The sequence below is a fragment of the Streptomyces sp. NPDC028910 genome (assembly GCF_055564955.1).
The window spans coordinates 317,408-332,535 of record NZ_JBVHVF010000003.1; the positions used below are offsets into that span (position 1 = coordinate 317,408).

12 protein-coding genes are annotated in these 15,128 nt (G+C 71.9%); 5 read left to right on the forward strand and 7 right to left on the reverse strand.

Going from position 1 to position 15,128, the window contains the following annotated elements:
• Positions 1-131: 131 nt before the first annotated feature.
• The 6 genes from ACZ4TV_RS06315 to ACZ4TV_RS06340 all read right to left on the reverse strand — a co-directional run bounded on the left by ACZ4TV_RS06315 (position 132) and on the right by ACZ4TV_RS06340 (position 7,475).
• A complete protein-coding gene (locus ACZ4TV_RS06315; RefSeq protein WP_468131242.1) occupies positions 132-671 on the reverse strand; it encodes a bacterial proteasome activator family protein in 540 nt (179 codons plus the stop codon).
• A gap of 92 nt (positions 672-763) precedes the next feature.
• A complete protein-coding gene (locus tag ACZ4TV_RS06320) occupies positions 764-3,520 on the reverse strand; it encodes an ABC transporter permease (protein ID WP_468131467.1) in 2,757 nt (918 codons plus the stop codon).
• Positions 3,521-3,621: 101 nt separating this feature from the next.
• On the reverse strand, positions 3,622-4,386 hold the full coding sequence (locus ACZ4TV_RS06325; protein ID WP_468131244.1) for an ABC transporter ATP-binding protein: 765 nt from the start codon (positions 4,384-4,386) through the stop codon (positions 3,622-3,624).
• 25 nt (positions 4,387-4,411) lie between these two features.
• Positions 4,412-5,110 carry a PadR family transcriptional regulator gene (locus tag ACZ4TV_RS06330; protein WP_468131246.1) on the reverse strand — a complete coding sequence of 233 codons (699 nt, stop codon included), beginning with the start codon at positions 5,108-5,110 and terminating at the stop codon, positions 4,412-4,414.
• An 85-nt stretch (positions 5,111-5,195) separates the two neighbouring features.
• Positions 5,196-5,660 (reverse strand): hypothetical protein, encoded by a 465-nt coding sequence (locus ACZ4TV_RS06335; RefSeq protein WP_468131248.1) that lies wholly within the window; start codon positions 5,658-5,660, stop codon positions 5,196-5,198.
• Between the two features lie 165 nt (positions 5,661-5,825).
• A complete protein-coding gene (locus tag ACZ4TV_RS06340) occupies positions 5,826-7,475 on the reverse strand; it encodes a protein kinase domain-containing protein (RefSeq protein ID WP_468131250.1) in 1,650 nt (549 codons plus the stop codon).
• A 230-nt stretch (positions 7,476-7,705) separates the two neighbouring features.
• On the opposite strand from ACZ4TV_RS06340, the gene ACZ4TV_RS06345 reads away from it, so the two are divergent.
• Complete coding sequence (locus ACZ4TV_RS06345; RefSeq protein WP_468131252.1) at positions 7,706-9,295, forward strand: protein kinase domain-containing protein; 1,590 nt, start codon at positions 7,706-7,708, stop codon at positions 9,293-9,295.
• A gap of 69 nt (positions 9,296-9,364) precedes the next feature.
• Here the strand turns inward: ACZ4TV_RS06345 and ACZ4TV_RS06350 are convergent, their stop codons facing one another.
• On the reverse strand, positions 9,365-10,024 hold the full coding sequence (locus tag ACZ4TV_RS06350; protein WP_468131254.1) for a response regulator: 660 nt from the start codon (positions 10,022-10,024) through the stop codon (positions 9,365-9,367).
• Positions 10,025-10,350: 326 nt separating this feature from the next.
• Between ACZ4TV_RS06350 and pdhA the strand changes: the two genes are divergently transcribed.
• The 4 genes from pdhA to ACZ4TV_RS06370 all read left to right on the forward strand — a co-directional run bounded on the left by pdhA (position 10,351) and on the right by ACZ4TV_RS06370 (position 15,089).
• Positions 10,351-11,559, forward strand: a complete 1,209-nt coding sequence (gene pdhA / locus ACZ4TV_RS06355; RefSeq protein WP_468131256.1) for a pyruvate dehydrogenase (acetyl-transferring) E1 component subunit alpha — start codon at positions 10,351-10,353, stop codon at positions 11,557-11,559.
• Positions 11,559-12,539: an alpha-ketoacid dehydrogenase subunit beta gene (locus ACZ4TV_RS06360; RefSeq protein ID WP_468131258.1), complete on the forward strand. Its 981-nt coding sequence runs from the start codon at positions 11,559-11,561 to the stop codon at positions 12,537-12,539. The genes pdhA and ACZ4TV_RS06360 overlap by 1 nt, the downstream gene beginning before the upstream one ends.
• Positions 12,540-12,570: 31 nt before the next feature.
• The gene (locus ACZ4TV_RS06365; RefSeq protein ID WP_468131469.1) at positions 12,571-13,983 is read left to right on the forward strand and encodes a dihydrolipoamide acetyltransferase family protein; all 1,413 of its coding nucleotides are present in this window, start codon (positions 12,571-12,573) and stop codon (positions 13,981-13,983) included.
• 167 nt (positions 13,984-14,150) lie between these two features.
• Positions 14,151-15,089: a GNAT family N-acetyltransferase gene (locus tag ACZ4TV_RS06370; protein WP_468131260.1), complete on the forward strand. Its 939-nt coding sequence runs from the start codon at positions 14,151-14,153 to the stop codon at positions 15,087-15,089.
• Positions 15,090-15,128 lie beyond the last annotated feature (39 nt).

A 15,128-nucleotide genomic window follows, 5' to 3' on the forward strand; every position in this document is an offset into this window, starting at 1 on the left:
GCCTCAAACGCCGGCGGGGCTGGGTGGTGCGGCGGGGCTGGATTTGTGCCGGCGGGGCTGGGTTCGTGGAGGCGGGTTCGGCTCGGGCTGGTGTGAGCCGGACCCGCCTCTTTGGTGCGGGCTGTCGGAGGCTAGAGGTAGGGGCCCGAGCGGATCGCGCCGTGGGCGCCGTCCTCGTCGTCCTCGTGGTGCGCACCCGGCGGAAGGGCGCGGCGCATCTGTTCCAGCTGGGCCCGCGCCGCCATCTGCTGCGCGAACAGGGCCGTCTGGATGCCGTGGAAGAGACCCTCCAGCCAGCCCACCAACTGCGCCTGGGCGATGCGCAGTTCGGCCTCGGAGGGGATGGCCTCCTCGGTGAACGGGAGGGACAGGCGCTCCAGTTCCTCGACGAGTTCGGGGGCCAGGCCGTCCTCCAGCTCCTTCACCGAGGCGGAATGGATGTCCTTGAGCCGGACCCGGCTCGCCTCGTCGAGAGGCGCGGCACGTACCTCTTCCAGGAGTTGCTTGATCATGCTGCCGATCCGCATGACCTTGGCGGGCTGTTCGACCATCTCCGTCACCGGGACCTCGCGCGACTCGTCATCGGCGTCGCCGACCGCCGTCCCGTCCTGTCCCACGATCAGGACGTGCGGGGGACTGTCCTGCGACCGTTCACTCCTCGGCATCTCCATGCCGTCATTCTCTCGCACACCTTCGTTAGCAGACGGTGTGCCCCCGCACGAGCGTGATCCACCCTGTGCGGGGGCACGGGATCAGCCCCGCGTCACCCCGCTGCGCGCCGGGCCAGCGCGCCGCTGGAACGGGTGACGAGCGCCGCCAGCAGCGCCGCGCCCAGCGGGACGACGATGATCAGCCCGCCGAGGGTCTCCCAGGGCACGGCGATCGGCACGTACGACGCGAGGCCGTCCGACCGGAACCCCATGTCGACGGCGGACTGGCGCGCCTCCTCCAGTTGCCGCCGCTGTGTCAGGCGCAGTCCGACCGCGGGCAGTATCCCGGCCGCCGAGCCCAGGACCACGCCCATCAGGGCGACCACCCCGCACTGGAAGCCGCTCAGCGTCCGCCGCACCCGCGGGGCCGCGCCCACCGCCGCCAGGGTCTTCAGATCGGCCTCGGCGTCGGCCTGGGCGAGCCCCGTGGCGATGCCGGCCGCGCCGATGGTGACCAGTCCCGCGAAGACGGTCAGGGCGAGCAGGCCCAGGTCGTCGTTGCCCTGGTAGCCCGCCTCGATGCGCAGGGCGGCCTCCACGCCCATCCGGTCGATCTCCCCGTCCAGCTTCTGCCGTTGTTCGGTGCCGACCGTCCCGTCGAGGGTGAAGTAGGAGCCGGACGGCGCGGTGGTCAGCCCGATGGTCTTGACCGCCACGGGCGGCACGATCAGCTCGATGCCCCAGCTCTCGGTGGTCTCGGGTGCCAGGTGGACCGGGAGGGACTTGTCCTCGCCGGGCGACTCCTCGCCGCGACCGGTGAAGACGTCGGCCGCGTCCGGGCCCTTGACGATCCGCAGGACGAGCTTGCCGTCCTTGACCTGGCGCTTGTCGAAGGCGACGGCCTGGCCCGCCTTCAGGGCGGACACCGAGCCCGGGTCGGTGACCGCGAGCACGCTCAGCAGCTTCTCGTCGGCGACGACGACGGGGTGCTGCGTGCCGTGCTCACGGTCCTGGCAGCGCCAGTCCCGGCGCAGTTGTCTCGCCTGCGCCTCGGTGAAGGCCTCGGAGCCCTTGGGGTTGTCGTAGAGCGGGCAGCGCTGGTCCTTGGGCGTGATGATCTCGGCCCGGCCGCAGCCGGGTTCCGCGGAGTACGACTCACAGCTCGGCATGCCGACGACCAGCCGGTCGACGTCGGCCCGCAGCGCCAGCGGGACCTCCTTGGCGAGGGCCTCGCGCAGGGCGGGGACCTCCTTGTAGGCGCTGTTCTCGGACGCCTCCAACAAGCCGGTGCCGTGCGGCAGCTGGGCCACGTACTCGTGGCGCATCTGCAGGTCCCTGCTGTGCTCGTACGTGGCCACCGCGACGGTGCCGGCGACGGCGGCCAGTACGGCGGCCACGGCGGGCGCCGTACGCCCCCGATTGCGCACGGCGTCGCGCAGCGCGAGCCGTGGCGACAGCGGCAGCCATCGTCCGAGCCGTCCGAACAGGCCGACCAGGACCGGGGTGAGGGCGACGATGCCGAGCTCGGCGAGGGCGCTGCCGCCGGCCACGACGGTCGAGCCCATCTCCGACGCGGTGCCGTACAGGGCGATCACGACACCGGCTCCGATGGCGAACAGGCCGATGACCGGCAGGACCCGGTTGGCGCGGCGCACCCCGCGGCGGCCGGTGAGTGAGGCCAGCACGGTCTGGCGCGACGCGGTGACCGCGGGGACGATGGCGGCCAGCAGCCCGGTCACCACGGCGAGCAGGGCGATACCGGCCAGTTCCAGCGGGCGGAAGTCGAAGCCGCCGAAGCGGTTGCCGAGCTGCTCCTCCAGGACCGGCCGGAGCGCGATGGTGAGGACCACGCCGATGGCGGTGCCGGTGACGGCGGCCACGGCGCCGATGACCAGGCCGCCGGAGAGCACGATGGAGCGGATGTGGCGCCGGTCGCCGCCGTTGGCGCCGACCAGGCCGAGCTGGCGGCGCGAGCGCCGGGCGCCGACCGCGAAGGCAGGTCCGGCGAGCAGGCAGATCTCCAGCATGGCCAGGCCCACGACGGTGGCCAGGATGGCCATTTCGATGGCACTGCCCGCATCTCTGGAGAACTGCTCCTTGGCCTCCTGCTGGTAGAGCGGCACCTCGGAGTCGGCGGGCGGGTCGAGGGTGACGGCGCGGGAGATGACGATCAGGGACTTGGTGTTGGCCGTCTTGACCATGTTCCACGTGAAACCATCACCACCGACCTTGACCAGGTAGGCGTCATCGGCCTGCACCTCGCGGCCTCCGTGGGCCTGAAGTGCCTGGTCGAGCGGGGCGATCAGGGTCCCCGGCGGGGCGAGGATCTCGTCCCGCTTCAGTTCGGACGGCAGCTCGTACGCGCCGACGATCTTGTACGAGGAGGTCGCGCCGCGCGGGGTGACCGAGGAGCCGACGTAGAGGCCGGAGTTCTTCAGGAACGCGGTGGTGGCCATGACCTCGCCGGCGCGCTCGGGCAGCCGGCCGCGGTCGAGCGTGATCATGCCCGCCACCAGAGGGCTGTGCGCGTCGAGTTCGCGCAGCTGGGTATCGAGCAGCCCGTGCGTGGTGCGGACCTTGCCGTAGCCGGCGGAGTCCTTGAGGATCTGGGTCCCGGCCGGGAGGGCGGATTGCGCCAGCTCCGGCGGGTTCTCCCGCGACCTCGACGAGGGGTCGTAGTCCTTGAAGCCGCCGACGGGCGCGTAGTTCGTACCGTCGGGCTTCTGGTAGACGGGCATGCCCATGTGAGAGGAGCTCACCCGGGCGTCGGCGGTCCCCATCACGCGGGAAAGGGACTGCTCCGGGGAGAGTTCGGCGCTGCGCAGCGTGAGGTCGGCGGCGCTCACCCCGACGATCGGCAGGGCGATCATCGCGAGGACGAGGGAACTGCGGCCCTTGGCGCGCCAGGCGTCGCGGCGGGCGATGCGCAGGGCCGCGACCCAGGAGTGGTACCAGCCTTGGAGCGAGGAGGTCACTGGCCGGCCGCCTGCCCGGAGAGGAGGGAGTCGGCCTGGCTGCGCAGGGTCTCGTCGACCACACTGCCGTCGCGCAGGAAGACGACGCGGTCGGCCCAGGCGGCGAACCGGGGCTCGTGAGTGACGAGGATCCCGGCGGCGCCCGCGTCGCAGCGGGAGCGCAGCAGGGCGAGGACGGACTCGCCGGTCTCGGAGTCGAGGGCGCCGGTGGGCTCGTCGGCGAGGACCAGGCGGCGGTCGCCCACGAGGGCGCGGGCGATGGCCACGCGCTGCTGCTGGCCGCCTGACATCTCGTCGGGGAAGCGGTCGGCGAGCGCGCCCAGGCCCATTTCCTCCAGTGCGGCGAGCGCGGAGACACGGGCCTTGCGGGCGGAGGTCCCGTCGAGCTCCCGGGGCAGGGCCACGTTCTCGGCGGCGGTGAGGGCCGGGATCAGGTTGTAGTCCTGGAAGACGTACCCGATGCTGCGGCGGCGCAGCGCGGCCAGCTGCTTGCGGCTCGCCGCGGTGATGTCGGTGCCCTCGACGATCACCCGGCCGCTGCTCGGGGTGTCGAGGCCGCCCGCGAGGGTGAGCAGCGTGGACTTGCCGGAGCCGGAGGGTCCCATGACGGCGACGAGTTCGCCGGGGAAGACGGAGAGGTTGATCCCGCGCAGGGCGTGCACCTCGGTGGCTCCGCTGCCGTGGGTGCGTACGAGTTGGTCCAACTGCAGGACGGGCTGCTGGTGCTGGTGCTGGTGCTGGTGCTGGTGCTGGTCGGGCATGAGGGGTCCCCCCTGGAACGGTGGTTCAGCCACGCCGCGTGCGGGCGGTACGGGGCCGGGCGGTGGTGGTCGGGGCCGGGGCTTCGGCCGCGGCGGCCCCCGGTGGTCCGGCGTGCGGTGGTTCGGCCTGCGTGGGTTCGGCCTGCGTGGGTTCGGGGTGCGCGGCTCTCCGGTCGGCCGGCAGGGAGAGCCGTACGAGCCGGGCTTCGCAGTGGTCGAGCCAGCGGGCCTCGGCCTCGGTCTGGAAGATCAGCTGTTCCAGGACGAGCAGCCAGGCCACGTCGTCGCGTTCGCGGGACCGGCCGCTCTCGACCGCGGCGAGCGCCGTGGCCTTGAGCCGGGTGTAGTCCTGCATCGCCTTGATGGTGGCGTGCCGCTGGGCCTGGATGACGGCGCGGATGTCCACGCCGGGCGCGCCCACGGCCATGGCGAGCTTGATGGACAGCTCGTCACGGGGAGGGTGGGCGCGGTCGACGGGGCGCTCGTACCACTGGCGCAGTTCGGCGCGCCCGGCGTCGGTGATGGCGTAGAGGGTGTGGCCGGCGGCGTCTTCGCCGCCGGGGGCGACGAGACCGTCGCGTTCCAGGCGGGCGAGGGTGGTGTACACCTGCCCGACGTTGAGCGGCCAGGTGGAGCCGGTGCGGGATTCGAACTCGGTGCGCAGCTGGGAGCCGTACCGAGGACCCCGTTCCAGCAGGGCGAGAAGGCCGTGACGGATCGACATACCGAGTATGTATACCGAGTATGTTCGGTCCCGGCAACCATCGCGAGGCGTACGCCGGAAGGGGGACCGCCCGCGGGCGCCCTCCTCACCTGCCCCGGCGCAGGCGCATCCCCATGTAGCCCAGACCCAGCCCCATCAGGGCGAAGCCGGTCCCCAGCGGCAGTATGTGCGCGGCCAGGTCGGCGGCCCGGTCGGCGGCCCGGTCGTTCGGCCCGGTGCCGAGCGCGCTGACCGCCTCTCGCGGGGTCGGGGCGACGCTCGGCGGCCGCGGCGGGGGCGTGGGCTCGGCGCGCGGGCGTACCGGCAGCGGCCGGGCGGCCACCAGCAGCTCCGGGTTGGCGGGCTCGCCCGCCGGTCTGCCGGGCCGCTCCCGCCCCACTCCGGCGGCGCTGCCGGCCAGCTCCTCGTAGAGGTCGTCCACCGGGGCGGGTGTGGCGGCGCCGGGGGCCGGGGCGAGGGGCCTGCCGTACGCGGGAACGGCGGGGCCGAGCGCGGCTGCGACCAGTGCGGCACAGACCAGCCAGCGCGGCGGGCGGATGCCTTGGATCACGGGGAGCCCCTCCCGTCCCGAGCGACCGAGAGGCCCTCCGGGAGTCAGAGGGCTGGGCTCAGACTGACATAGTGGAACAAAAGCGGCATCCCGGGCGCTCATCGGGTGCCCGGGATGCCGGTGTGTCGCTGCGTCAGTGCGTCGGTGCGTCGGTGCGTCGGTCCGTCACTCCGGATTGCCGGTGGACACGGTCAGCGTGTACTCCGTGCCCTCCTTGTTGATCTTCTCGCCCGCGGCCGGCGACTGGACCAGCACCGTGTCCTTGCCGTAGACGGCCTCGTCCTTCGGCACGATCGTGTACTTGCCGCCCGAAGCCTGGATGCACGCCTTCACGGAGAGCAGGTCCTTGTACTTGAGGTCCGGCGCCAAGTACTTGCCGGCCTCGCTGTAGTGCCTCACCGGCTCCGAGCACTTCTTCGGGTCGATCGTGCGCGTGACGTCGGGCCCCTTGAAGCCGGGCTTGGCGGAGGCTGACGCGGAGGTCCCGGGGTCCGCCGTGGTGCCCCCCTTCTCGTCGTCGCCGTTCATCGCGATGGCCGCGATCAGACCGCCGACGGCCAGCAGTGCCACCGCGATCGCGCCCACGACCACCGGCGTGTTCCGCTTGCCGTCGCCGGCCGCGGCGGACGCGCTCGACGTGCTCGCCGGGGAGATCGTGTACGGCGGCGGGGTCTGCGGCGCGTACTGCTGCTGCGGCGGGGGCGTGTGCGGATAGGCATAGGCGCCCTGTGCGTGCGGCTGCGGGGCGGGCGTCGGCGCGTACGGGGCCGGGGTGTGCGGCGCCTGGTACGGCTGCTGCACCGACTGCGGCGGCGCCTGGAACCCGGAGTCCAACGGCGGGAACACGGCCGAGGCCACGCCCGCGCCGCTGCTCAGGGGCCCGTGGCCCTGCACGATGACCGGCGCTCCGGTCTGCCCGGAGCCCAGCACCCGCGCGACCTCGTCCGTCATGGCCGCGGCCGTGGGGAAACGCTCGTTCGGGTTCTTCTTCAGGGCGCGCGCCACCAGGGCGTCCATCGCCGGGGTCAGCGAGCGGTTGATGGAGGACGGAGCGACCGGCTCCTCCTGCACGTGGGCGTACGCGATGGCCAGCGGCGAGTCCGCGTCGAAGGGGATCCGCCCGGTCAGCAGCTGGAACAGCATGATGCCGACCGAGTAGAGGTCGGAGCGGGCGTCGACCCCGCGCCCCAGCGCCTGCTCGGGCGAGAGGTACTGCGGGGTGCCGACGACCATGCCGGTCTGCGTCATCGAGGTGACCCCCGACTGCATGGCGCGGGCGATGCCGAAGTCCATCACCTTGACCACGCCGCGCTTGTTCACCATGACGTTGCCGGGCTTGATGTCGCGGTGGACGAGCCCCATCTCGTGGCTGGTCTCCAGGGCGGCCAGCACATCGGCCGTCACCTTCAGCGCCTTGTCGGCGGGCATGGCACCGTACTGGCGGATGTCCGCATCGAGCACCGAGCCGAGCGGCTGGCCCTCCACGTACTCCATGACGATGTACGGCATCACCGCGCCGTCGCCCGCGCCGCCGGCGAACGTCACTTCGCCCTCGCCGGTGTCGAACACCGAGACGATGTTCGTGTGCGACAGTTTCGCTACAGCCTGGGCCTCGCGGCGGAACCGCTCGCGGAAGGACTGCTCGCGGCCCAGATCGCTGTGCAGGGTCTTGATGGCGACCTGCCGGTCGAGCGCCGAGTCGTACGCCAGGTACACGGAGGCCATGCCGCCCGCGCCCAGCAAGTCCCTCAGCTGGTAACGGCCACCGGCCAGAGAGCCGCCCGCGTACTGGCCCTGAGTGCCGTCCTGGCTCATGACTGTTGCTTCCCCTCGGGATGTGTCCCCACGCCTCTGGCCGGGCGCATATGGCGCCCAGTCTGCCCGAGGGCAAGCACACGTCAAGCCAGGTGCCCGTTCCGTGACCACACGGGCACAGGGCGGCCTTGTCCGAACGGTGACCGGTTCCGAGGCTGTAGCGTTCATCGGAGCACCAAAGAAGAGGACTACCGCTGAGCGGCGGCCGAGAGATACGACGGCGAGGACTGATGGCACCCGAACCCGAGGGAAACGGCGCCGGGATGACCGATGGTCCTGAGCACTGGGGCGCCGGCGGCCTGGTGGGAGACGGCCGTTACCGGTTGACGCACCGGCTGGGCCGCGGCGGCATGGCAGAGGTGTTCGCCGCCGAGGACGTACGTCTGGGCCGCACCGTCGCCGTGAAGCTGCTGCGCGCCGACCTGGCCGAGGACCCGGTGTCCAAGGCCCGTTTCACCCGCGAGGCGCAGTCGGTCGCCGGGCTCAACCACCACGCCGTCGTCGCCGTGTACGACTCGGGCGAGGACCGGGTCGGCCCGAACACCGTCCCGTACATCGTCATGGAGCTGGTCGAGGGCCGCACCATCCGCGACCTGCTGATCAGCGCCGAGGCCCCGGGCCCCGAGCAGGCGCTCATCATCACCTCGGGCGTGCTCGAAGCGCTCGCGTACTCGCACCAGCACGGCATCGTGCACCGCGACATCAAGCCCGCGAACGTCATCATCACCGAGACCGGCGCGGTGAAGGTGATGGACTTCGGCATCGCCCGCGCCCTGCACGGCGTCCAGTCGACGATGACCCAGACCGGCATGGTCATGGGCACCCCGCAGTACCTGTCGCCCGAACAGGCCCTCGGCAAGGCCGTCGACCACCGCTCCGACCTGTACGCGACCGGCTGCCTGCTGTACGAACTGCTCGCGCTGCGCCCCCCGTTCACCGGCGAGACCCCGCTGTCGGTGGTCTACCAGCACGTCCAGGACGCCCCCGTCCCGCCCTCGCAGCTGCCGGAGGGCCACCACATCCCGCAGGAGCTCGACGGCCTGGTCATGCGCTCTCTCGCCAAGGACCCGGACGACCGGTTCCAGAGCGCCGAGGAGATGCGCGGGCTGGTCCAGTACGCGCTCCAGATGCTGCAGGACCAGGGGCCGAACACCGGCACCTGGAACACCGGCCCGGTCACCATGGCCCTGCCGCACGGGCGCGGCGGCGGCGCCACCACGGCCATGTCCGTGAGCGGGCCCGGCGGGCAGCAGAAGTACCCCTCGCACGCGTCGACCTCGCAGTTCCATCAGCCGATGGTGCCGCCGCTGAACCCGGACGACGGCTCGGCCTTCCCCGGCGGCCACGGCGGCCCGGGCGGCCGCGGCGGCGGCTACGACGGCTACGACGACCACGGCGGCAACGGCAGCCGCTGGAAGATGTGGCTGTTCGCGGTGTTCGCGATCATCGCGATCGCGGGCGGCGTGGCCTACGCCGTCAACTCCGTGGGCGGCAAGGGCAACGAGAAGCAGGCGCCGGACACCACCCGGAGCTCCGTCAGCGGCAAGCCGAGCGCGTCCCACTCCCCGGACGCCTCGCCGTCGCACCACACCACGGACAACACGCCCTCGTTCAGCGACAACTCGCCCACGGCGACCCGCAGCCGGACGCAGAGCTCCAGCCCCTCGCCGTCGGTGTCGCAGTCGGCGTCGGAGTCGGCGTCCGCCTCGGCCTCGGCCACGAAGTCGGCGTCGCCGTCGGCGACGAAGCCCACCGGCACGCAGTCGCCCGCGCCGACGAAGACCGCGCCGCCGGGCGGCAATGCCGCGGACGAGGACTGACGTACGGGAAAGGGCCCGGCGGAATCACATTCCGCCGGGCCCTTTCCGTAGGTGGACCACAGGGCGGGCCTAGCGCTTTTCGGCCTGAAGGCGGGCCACGTACGCGGCGGCCTGGGAGCGGCGTTCCATGCCCAGCTTGGAGAGCAGGCTGGAGACGTAGTTCTTGATCGTCTTCTCGGCGAGGTGCAGCCGCTCGCCGATGACGCGGTTGGTCAGGCCCTCGCCGATCAGGTCGAGGATCTTCCGCTCCTGGTCGGTGAGGTTCGAGAGGCGGTCGTCGCCCCTGCCGGTCTTGCCGTCGCGCAGCCGCTCCAGTACGCGGGCGGTGGCGACCGGGTCCAGCAGCGACTTGCCGGCGGCGACGTCACGTACGGCGCCGAGCAGCTCGTTGCCGCGGATCGCCTTGAGGACGTAGCCCGAGGCGCCGGCCATGATCGCGTCGAACAGCGCCTCGTCGTCGGCGAAGGAGGTCAGCATCAGGCACTTGACGTCCTCGTCCCGGGAACGGACCTCGCGGCACACCTCCACGCCGCTGCCGTCCGGCAGGCGGACGTCGAGGACGGCCACGTCAGGGCGGGTGGCGGGGATCCGGACCAGGGCGTCCGCGGCCGTACCGGCCTCGCCGACGATCTCGATGTCCTCTTCGACCGACAAGAGCTCGTGAACGCCCCGACGTACCACTTCGTGGTCGTCCAGGAGGAATACCTTGATTTTTCCGTCTTCGCGCACGAAGTCAGTTTCACACACTCACCCCTTCCCTGCCGGAGTTACCCGGGATAACGTGCCGTTGTTCCCGGCCCCTGCAAGGCTGTGACCAGTGGTTGTTCCCGCTCCTGCGGATTTACTTGGAAATCCAAGCAAAAACGCAGGTCAAACGGGGTTTCGCAGTTATGCGGCGCACTGGGTAACGTGCATTGCGCAGGGCACTCGCCGGGGCACCTGTCACGCCTGAATCCCGAAAGCGACGCGCACCCACCCCGTGCGCTCGTTACGGATGCAGGTGAGCCGCACTGGACCCCGGAGAACCCGGGTGCCGGACCGACGGAGGAGCACACGTGACCGTGGAGAGCACTGCCGCGCGCAAGCCGCGACGCAGCAGTGGCACCAAGCGGGAGGCCGGCGCGGCGAGCGCCCGCAAGACCGCCGCTGCCACCGCGCAGACGCAGGACGCCGAACCTCAGCTCGTACAGCTGCTGACGCCCGAGGGAGACCGGGTGGACAACGCGGACAACGCGGAATTCGCCCCCTTCGTCGCGGACATCACCACCGAGGACCTGCGCGGGCTGTACCGCGACATGGTCATGACCCGCCGTTTCGACGGTGAGGCGACCGCCCTGCAGCGTCAGGGAGAGCTGGGCCTGTGGGCCTCGCTCCTCGGCCAGGAGGCGGCGCAGATCGGCTCCGGCCGGGCGCTGAACGACGAGGACTACGTCTTCCCGACCTACCGCGAGCACGGTGTGGCCTGGTGCCGCGGGGTCGACCCGACCAACCTGCTCGGGATGTTCCGCGGTGTGAACCACGGCGGCTGGGACCCGAACACCAACAACTTCCACCTCTACACGATCGTCATCGGCTCGCAGACGCTGCACGCGACCGGCTACGCGATGGGTGTGGCCAAGGACGGCGCCGACTCCGCGGTCATCGCCTACTTCGGCGACGGCGCGTCCAGCCAGGGCGACGTGGCCGAGGCGTTCACCTTCTCGGCCGTCTACAACTCGCCCGTCGTGTTCTTCTGCCAGAACAACCAGTGGGCGATCTCCGAGCCGACCGAGCGCCAGATGCGCGTGCCGCTCTACCAGCGCGCGCAGGGCTTCGGCTTCCCGGGCGTCCGCGTCGACGGCAACGACGTCCTGGCCTGCCTGGCCGTGACCCGCTGGGCACTGGACCGGGCGCGCCGCGGTGAGGGCCCGACCCTGGTCGAGGCGTTCACGTACCGGATGGGCGCGCACACCACCTCCGACGACCCGACGAAGTACCGGCGGGACGAGGAGACGGCGGCCTGGGAGGCGAAGGACCCGATCCTGCGCCTGAAGGCCCACCTGCTGGCCACCGGGGGCGCCGACGAGGCGTTCTTCGCGGAGCTGGAGGCGGAGAGCGAGGCCCTGGGCAAGCGGGTGCGCGAGGCCGTGCGCGCCATGCCCGACCCCGACACCATGGCGATCTTCGAGAACGTCTACGCGGACGGGCACGCGCTCGTCGACGAGGAGCGCGCGCAGTTCGCCGCCTACCTCGCGTCCTTCGAGTCGGCCGAGGAGGGTCACTGATGGCTGTCGAGAAGATGTCGATCGCGAAGGCGCTCAACGAGTCGCTGCGCAAGGCCCTGGAGCAGGACCCGAAGGTCCTGATCATGGGTGAGGACGTCGGCAAGCTGGGCGGTGTCTTCCGGATCACCGACGGCCTGCAGAAGGACTTCGGCGAGGAGCGGGTCATCGACACCCCGCTCGCCGAGTCGGGCATCGTCGGTACCGCCATCGGCCTGGCCCTGCGCGGGTACCGGCCGGTCGTGGAGATCCAGTTCGACGGTTTCGTCTTCCCCGCGTACGACCAGATCGTCACGCAGCTCGCGAAGATGCACGCCCGCGCCCTGGGCAAGATCAAGATGCCCGTCGTCGTGCGCATCCCGTACGCGGGCGGCATCGGCGCGGTCGAGCACCACAGCGAGTCCCCGGAGGCGCTCTTCGCGCACGTCGCGGGCCTCAAGGTGGTCTCCCCGTCGAACGCGAGCGACGCGTACTGGATGCTCCAGCAGGCGATCCTCAGCGACGACCCGGTGATCTTCTTCGAGCCGAAGCGCCGCTACTGGGACAAGGGCGAGGTCGATGTCGACGCCATCCCCGGTGAGCTGCACAAGGCCCGCGTGACGCGGGAGGGCTCGGACATCACCCTGGCCGCCTACGGTCCGATGGTGAAGGTCTGCCTGGAGGCGGCGGCCGCGGCCGCCGAGGAGGGCAAGTCGGTGGAGGTCATCGACCTTCGCTCGATGTCCCCGGTCGACTTCGACGGGATCCAGGCGTCGGTGGAGAAGACCCGCCGGCTCGTGGTCGTCCACGAGGCGCCGGTGTTCCTCGGTGTGGGCTCGGAGATCGCCGCTCGCATCACGGAGCGGTGCTTCTACCACCTGGAGGCGCCGGTCCTGCGCGTGGGCGGTTTCCACGCCCCGTACCCGCCGGCCCGCCTGGAGGACGAGTACCTGCCGGGCCTGGACAGGGTGCTCGACGCCGTCGACCGCTCGCTGGCGTACTGAGGAGAGCCCTGTGACGATCCGCGAATTCAAGATGCCCGATGTGGGCGAGGGCCTCACCGAGGCCGAGATCCTCAAGTGGTACGTCCAGCCGGGTGACACGGTCACCGACGGTCAGGTCGTCTGCGAGGTGGAGACGGCCAAGGCCGCCGTGGAACTGCCGATCCCCTTCGACGGTGTCGTGCACGCGCTCCTCTTCGAGGAGGGCACCACGGTCGACGTCGGCCAGGTCATCATCTCGGTGCGGACCGAGGGCGGCGCCGCTGCCGAGGCCCCGGTCCAGGAGGCGGCCCCGGCCGCCGCCGCCGAGGAGCCGGCCCCCGAGGCGCGCCAGCCGGTCCTGGTCGGCTACGGAGTCTCCACGGCCTCCACGAAGCGCCGCCCGCGCAAGGCCCCGGCGGGCACGGCCGCGCAGAACGGCACGGCGGGCACGGCGGCTGCGGCGCCCGCGCCCGCTGCCCCCGCACCCGCCGCGGCCGCACCGGTGCTCCCCGCGCTCCCGGCCCAGCCGACCGGCGAGCGGCCGCTGGCCAAGCCGCCGGTGCGCAAGCTCGCCAAGGACCTCGGCATCGACCTGGCCTCGGTGGTACCCACCGGCGACGGCGGGGTCGTGACCCGGGAGGACGTCCACGCGGCCGCCGCCGCGGCGACCGCCCCGCAGGCCGCGCCCGCCGCGGCCCCGACCGGGGCCCCGGCTCCGGTGGCGGCGCAGGCTCCGGCCGCCGAGGCCGAGGTGCCGGCCACGGCGCGGGAGACCCGTATCCCGGTCAAGGGCGTCCGCAAGGTCACCGCCCAGGCCATGGTCGGCTCGGCGTTCACCGCGCCGCACGTCACCGAGTTCATCACGCTCGACGTGACCCGCACGATGAAGCTGGTCCAGGAGCTCAAGGACGACCCGGACCTCGCGGGGCTGCGCATCAACCCGCTGCTCCTCATCGCGAAGGCCGTCCTGGTGGCCATCCGCCGCAACCCGGACGTCAACGCGTCCTGGGACGAGGCGGCCCAGGAGATCGTGCTCAAGCACTACGTCAACCTGGGCATCGCGGCGGCCACCCCGCGCGGGCTGATCGTCCCGAACATCAAGGACGCGCACGCCAAGTCCCTCGCCGAGCTCTCGGAGTCCCTGTCCTCGCTGGTCGCCACGGCCCGCGACGGCAAGACCTCCCCGGCGGACATGCAGAACGGCACCATCACCATCACCAACGTCGGCGTCTTCGGCGTCGACACCGGTACGCCCATCCTGAACCCCGGCGAGTCCGCGATCCTCGCGGTCGGTGCCATCAAGCTCCAGCCGTGGGTCCACAAGGGCAAGGTGAAGCCGCGCCAGGTCACGACCCTGGCCCTGTCGTTCGACCACCGCCTCATCGACGGCGAGCTCGGCTCCCGCTTCCTGGCCGACATCGCGGCGGTACTGGAACACCCCCGCCGCCTCGTCACCTGGTCGTAGCGGCAGCGCCGCGCACGACGCCCCACCCGATGGCCGGTCTCCCCGAGGAGGCCGGCCATCGGTCGTGGCGCAACCGCTGTGCCTCCAGGGCGCTGTGTGACACCGGAGCCGGCGCTGATCGGAGGAAAGCCGTGGTCAGCGGGTCGGCCTTGTGTGATCATCGCCGGATGTTCTTTCGCGCTGCCACCGCAGAGCCCGCTGACCTGGACCGCGCCGTCGCCTACCCGGCCGACGGTCCCGTCCCCGCCCTGACCGCCGAGAGGATCCGCGAGGAGCTCGCCGGGAACCAGTTCCGCCCCGAGTGGATCTGGTTCGCCGAGGACGAGGACGGGGAGATGCTGGCCCGCGCCCTGTGGTGGGGCCGCGCCGACAGCGAGCAGCCCATCGCGCTCGACTGCCTCCAGGTACGGGCCGGTGTCGCCGATCCGGCCGCGGTGGCCGCCGGGCTGCTGGAGGCCGGCCACGCCGCCTTCGGCAAGCTGCCGGGCTACAACATCTCCCTGCCCCGCGGGTGGCGGGCCGACCCGGAGCTGGCCGAGGCGGTCGCCTGGCGCCAGGAGGCGGCGTACAAGACCGGTCTGACGCGCGCGATCGAGCGCCTGCGCTACGAGTGGACCCCGGCCGCGGGCACGGCGGAGCCCACCGGCCGGCTCGTCTTCCGCGACGGCACCGACGAGGAGTTCCTGGACGCCTTCGTCCGGCTGTCGGCCGGCAGCCTCGACCTGCACACGCAGACCGAGCTCCGCTCGATGGACGCCGAGGCGCTGGCGCGCGAGGACATCGCGTTCTACCTCGACTGCCCGGGCGAGCGCTCCTGGTGGCGCCTCGCCCACCTCCCGGACGGCACGCTCGCGGGCCTGGCCATCCCCTCGGCGACCCCGTACCACCGCAACGTCGGCTACCTGGGCGTCGTACCGGAGCAGCGCGGTCAGGGCCTGATCGACGAGATCCTGGGCGAGATCACCCGTTTCCACGCGGCCGAGGGCGCGGAGCGCATCACCGCGACCACGGACACCGTCAACGTGCCGATGGCCGCCGCCTTCGAGCGCGCCGGCTACGAGGTCACCGAGATCCGCCTCGTCCTGGAGGAGCCGTCCGGGGAATGAGCGGCCCCGGCCCCGCACCCCCACCCCGGTGGGTAATCT

What these genes read in the sequence shown, in the direction of transcription:
- ACZ4TV_RS06370 (WP_468131260.1), top strand. Translation starts at nt 14,151, where the DNA reads ATGTTCTTTCGCGCTGCCACCGCAGAGCCCGCTGACCTGGACCGCGCC.
- ACZ4TV_RS06325 (WP_468131244.1), bottom strand. Translation starts at nt 4,386, where the DNA reads ATGCCCGACCAGCACCAGCACCAGCACCAGCACCAGCACCAGCAGCCC.
- ACZ4TV_RS06340 (WP_468131250.1), bottom strand. Translation starts at nt 7,475, where the DNA reads ATGAGCCAGGACGGCACTCAGGGCCAGTACGCGGGCGGCTCTCTGGCC.
- ACZ4TV_RS06360 (WP_468131258.1), top strand. Translation starts at nt 11,559, where the DNA reads ATGGCTGTCGAGAAGATGTCGATCGCGAAGGCGCTCAACGAGTCGCTG.
- ACZ4TV_RS06365 (WP_468131469.1), top strand. Translation starts at nt 12,571, where the DNA reads ATGCCCGATGTGGGCGAGGGCCTCACCGAGGCCGAGATCCTCAAGTGG.
- ACZ4TV_RS06330 (WP_468131246.1), bottom strand. Translation starts at nt 5,110, where the DNA reads ATGTCGATCCGTCACGGCCTTCTCGCCCTGCTGGAACGGGGTCCTCGG.
- ACZ4TV_RS06320 (WP_468131467.1), bottom strand. Translation starts at nt 3,520, where the DNA reads ATGATCGCCCTGCCGATCGTCGGGGTGAGCGCCGCCGACCTCACGCTG.
- ACZ4TV_RS06315 (WP_468131242.1), bottom strand. Translation starts at nt 671, where the DNA reads ATGGAGATGCCGAGGAGTGAACGGTCGCAGGACAGTCCCCCGCACGTC.
- ACZ4TV_RS06345 (WP_468131252.1), top strand. Translation starts at nt 7,706, where the DNA reads ATGGCACCCGAACCCGAGGGAAACGGCGCCGGGATGACCGATGGTCCT.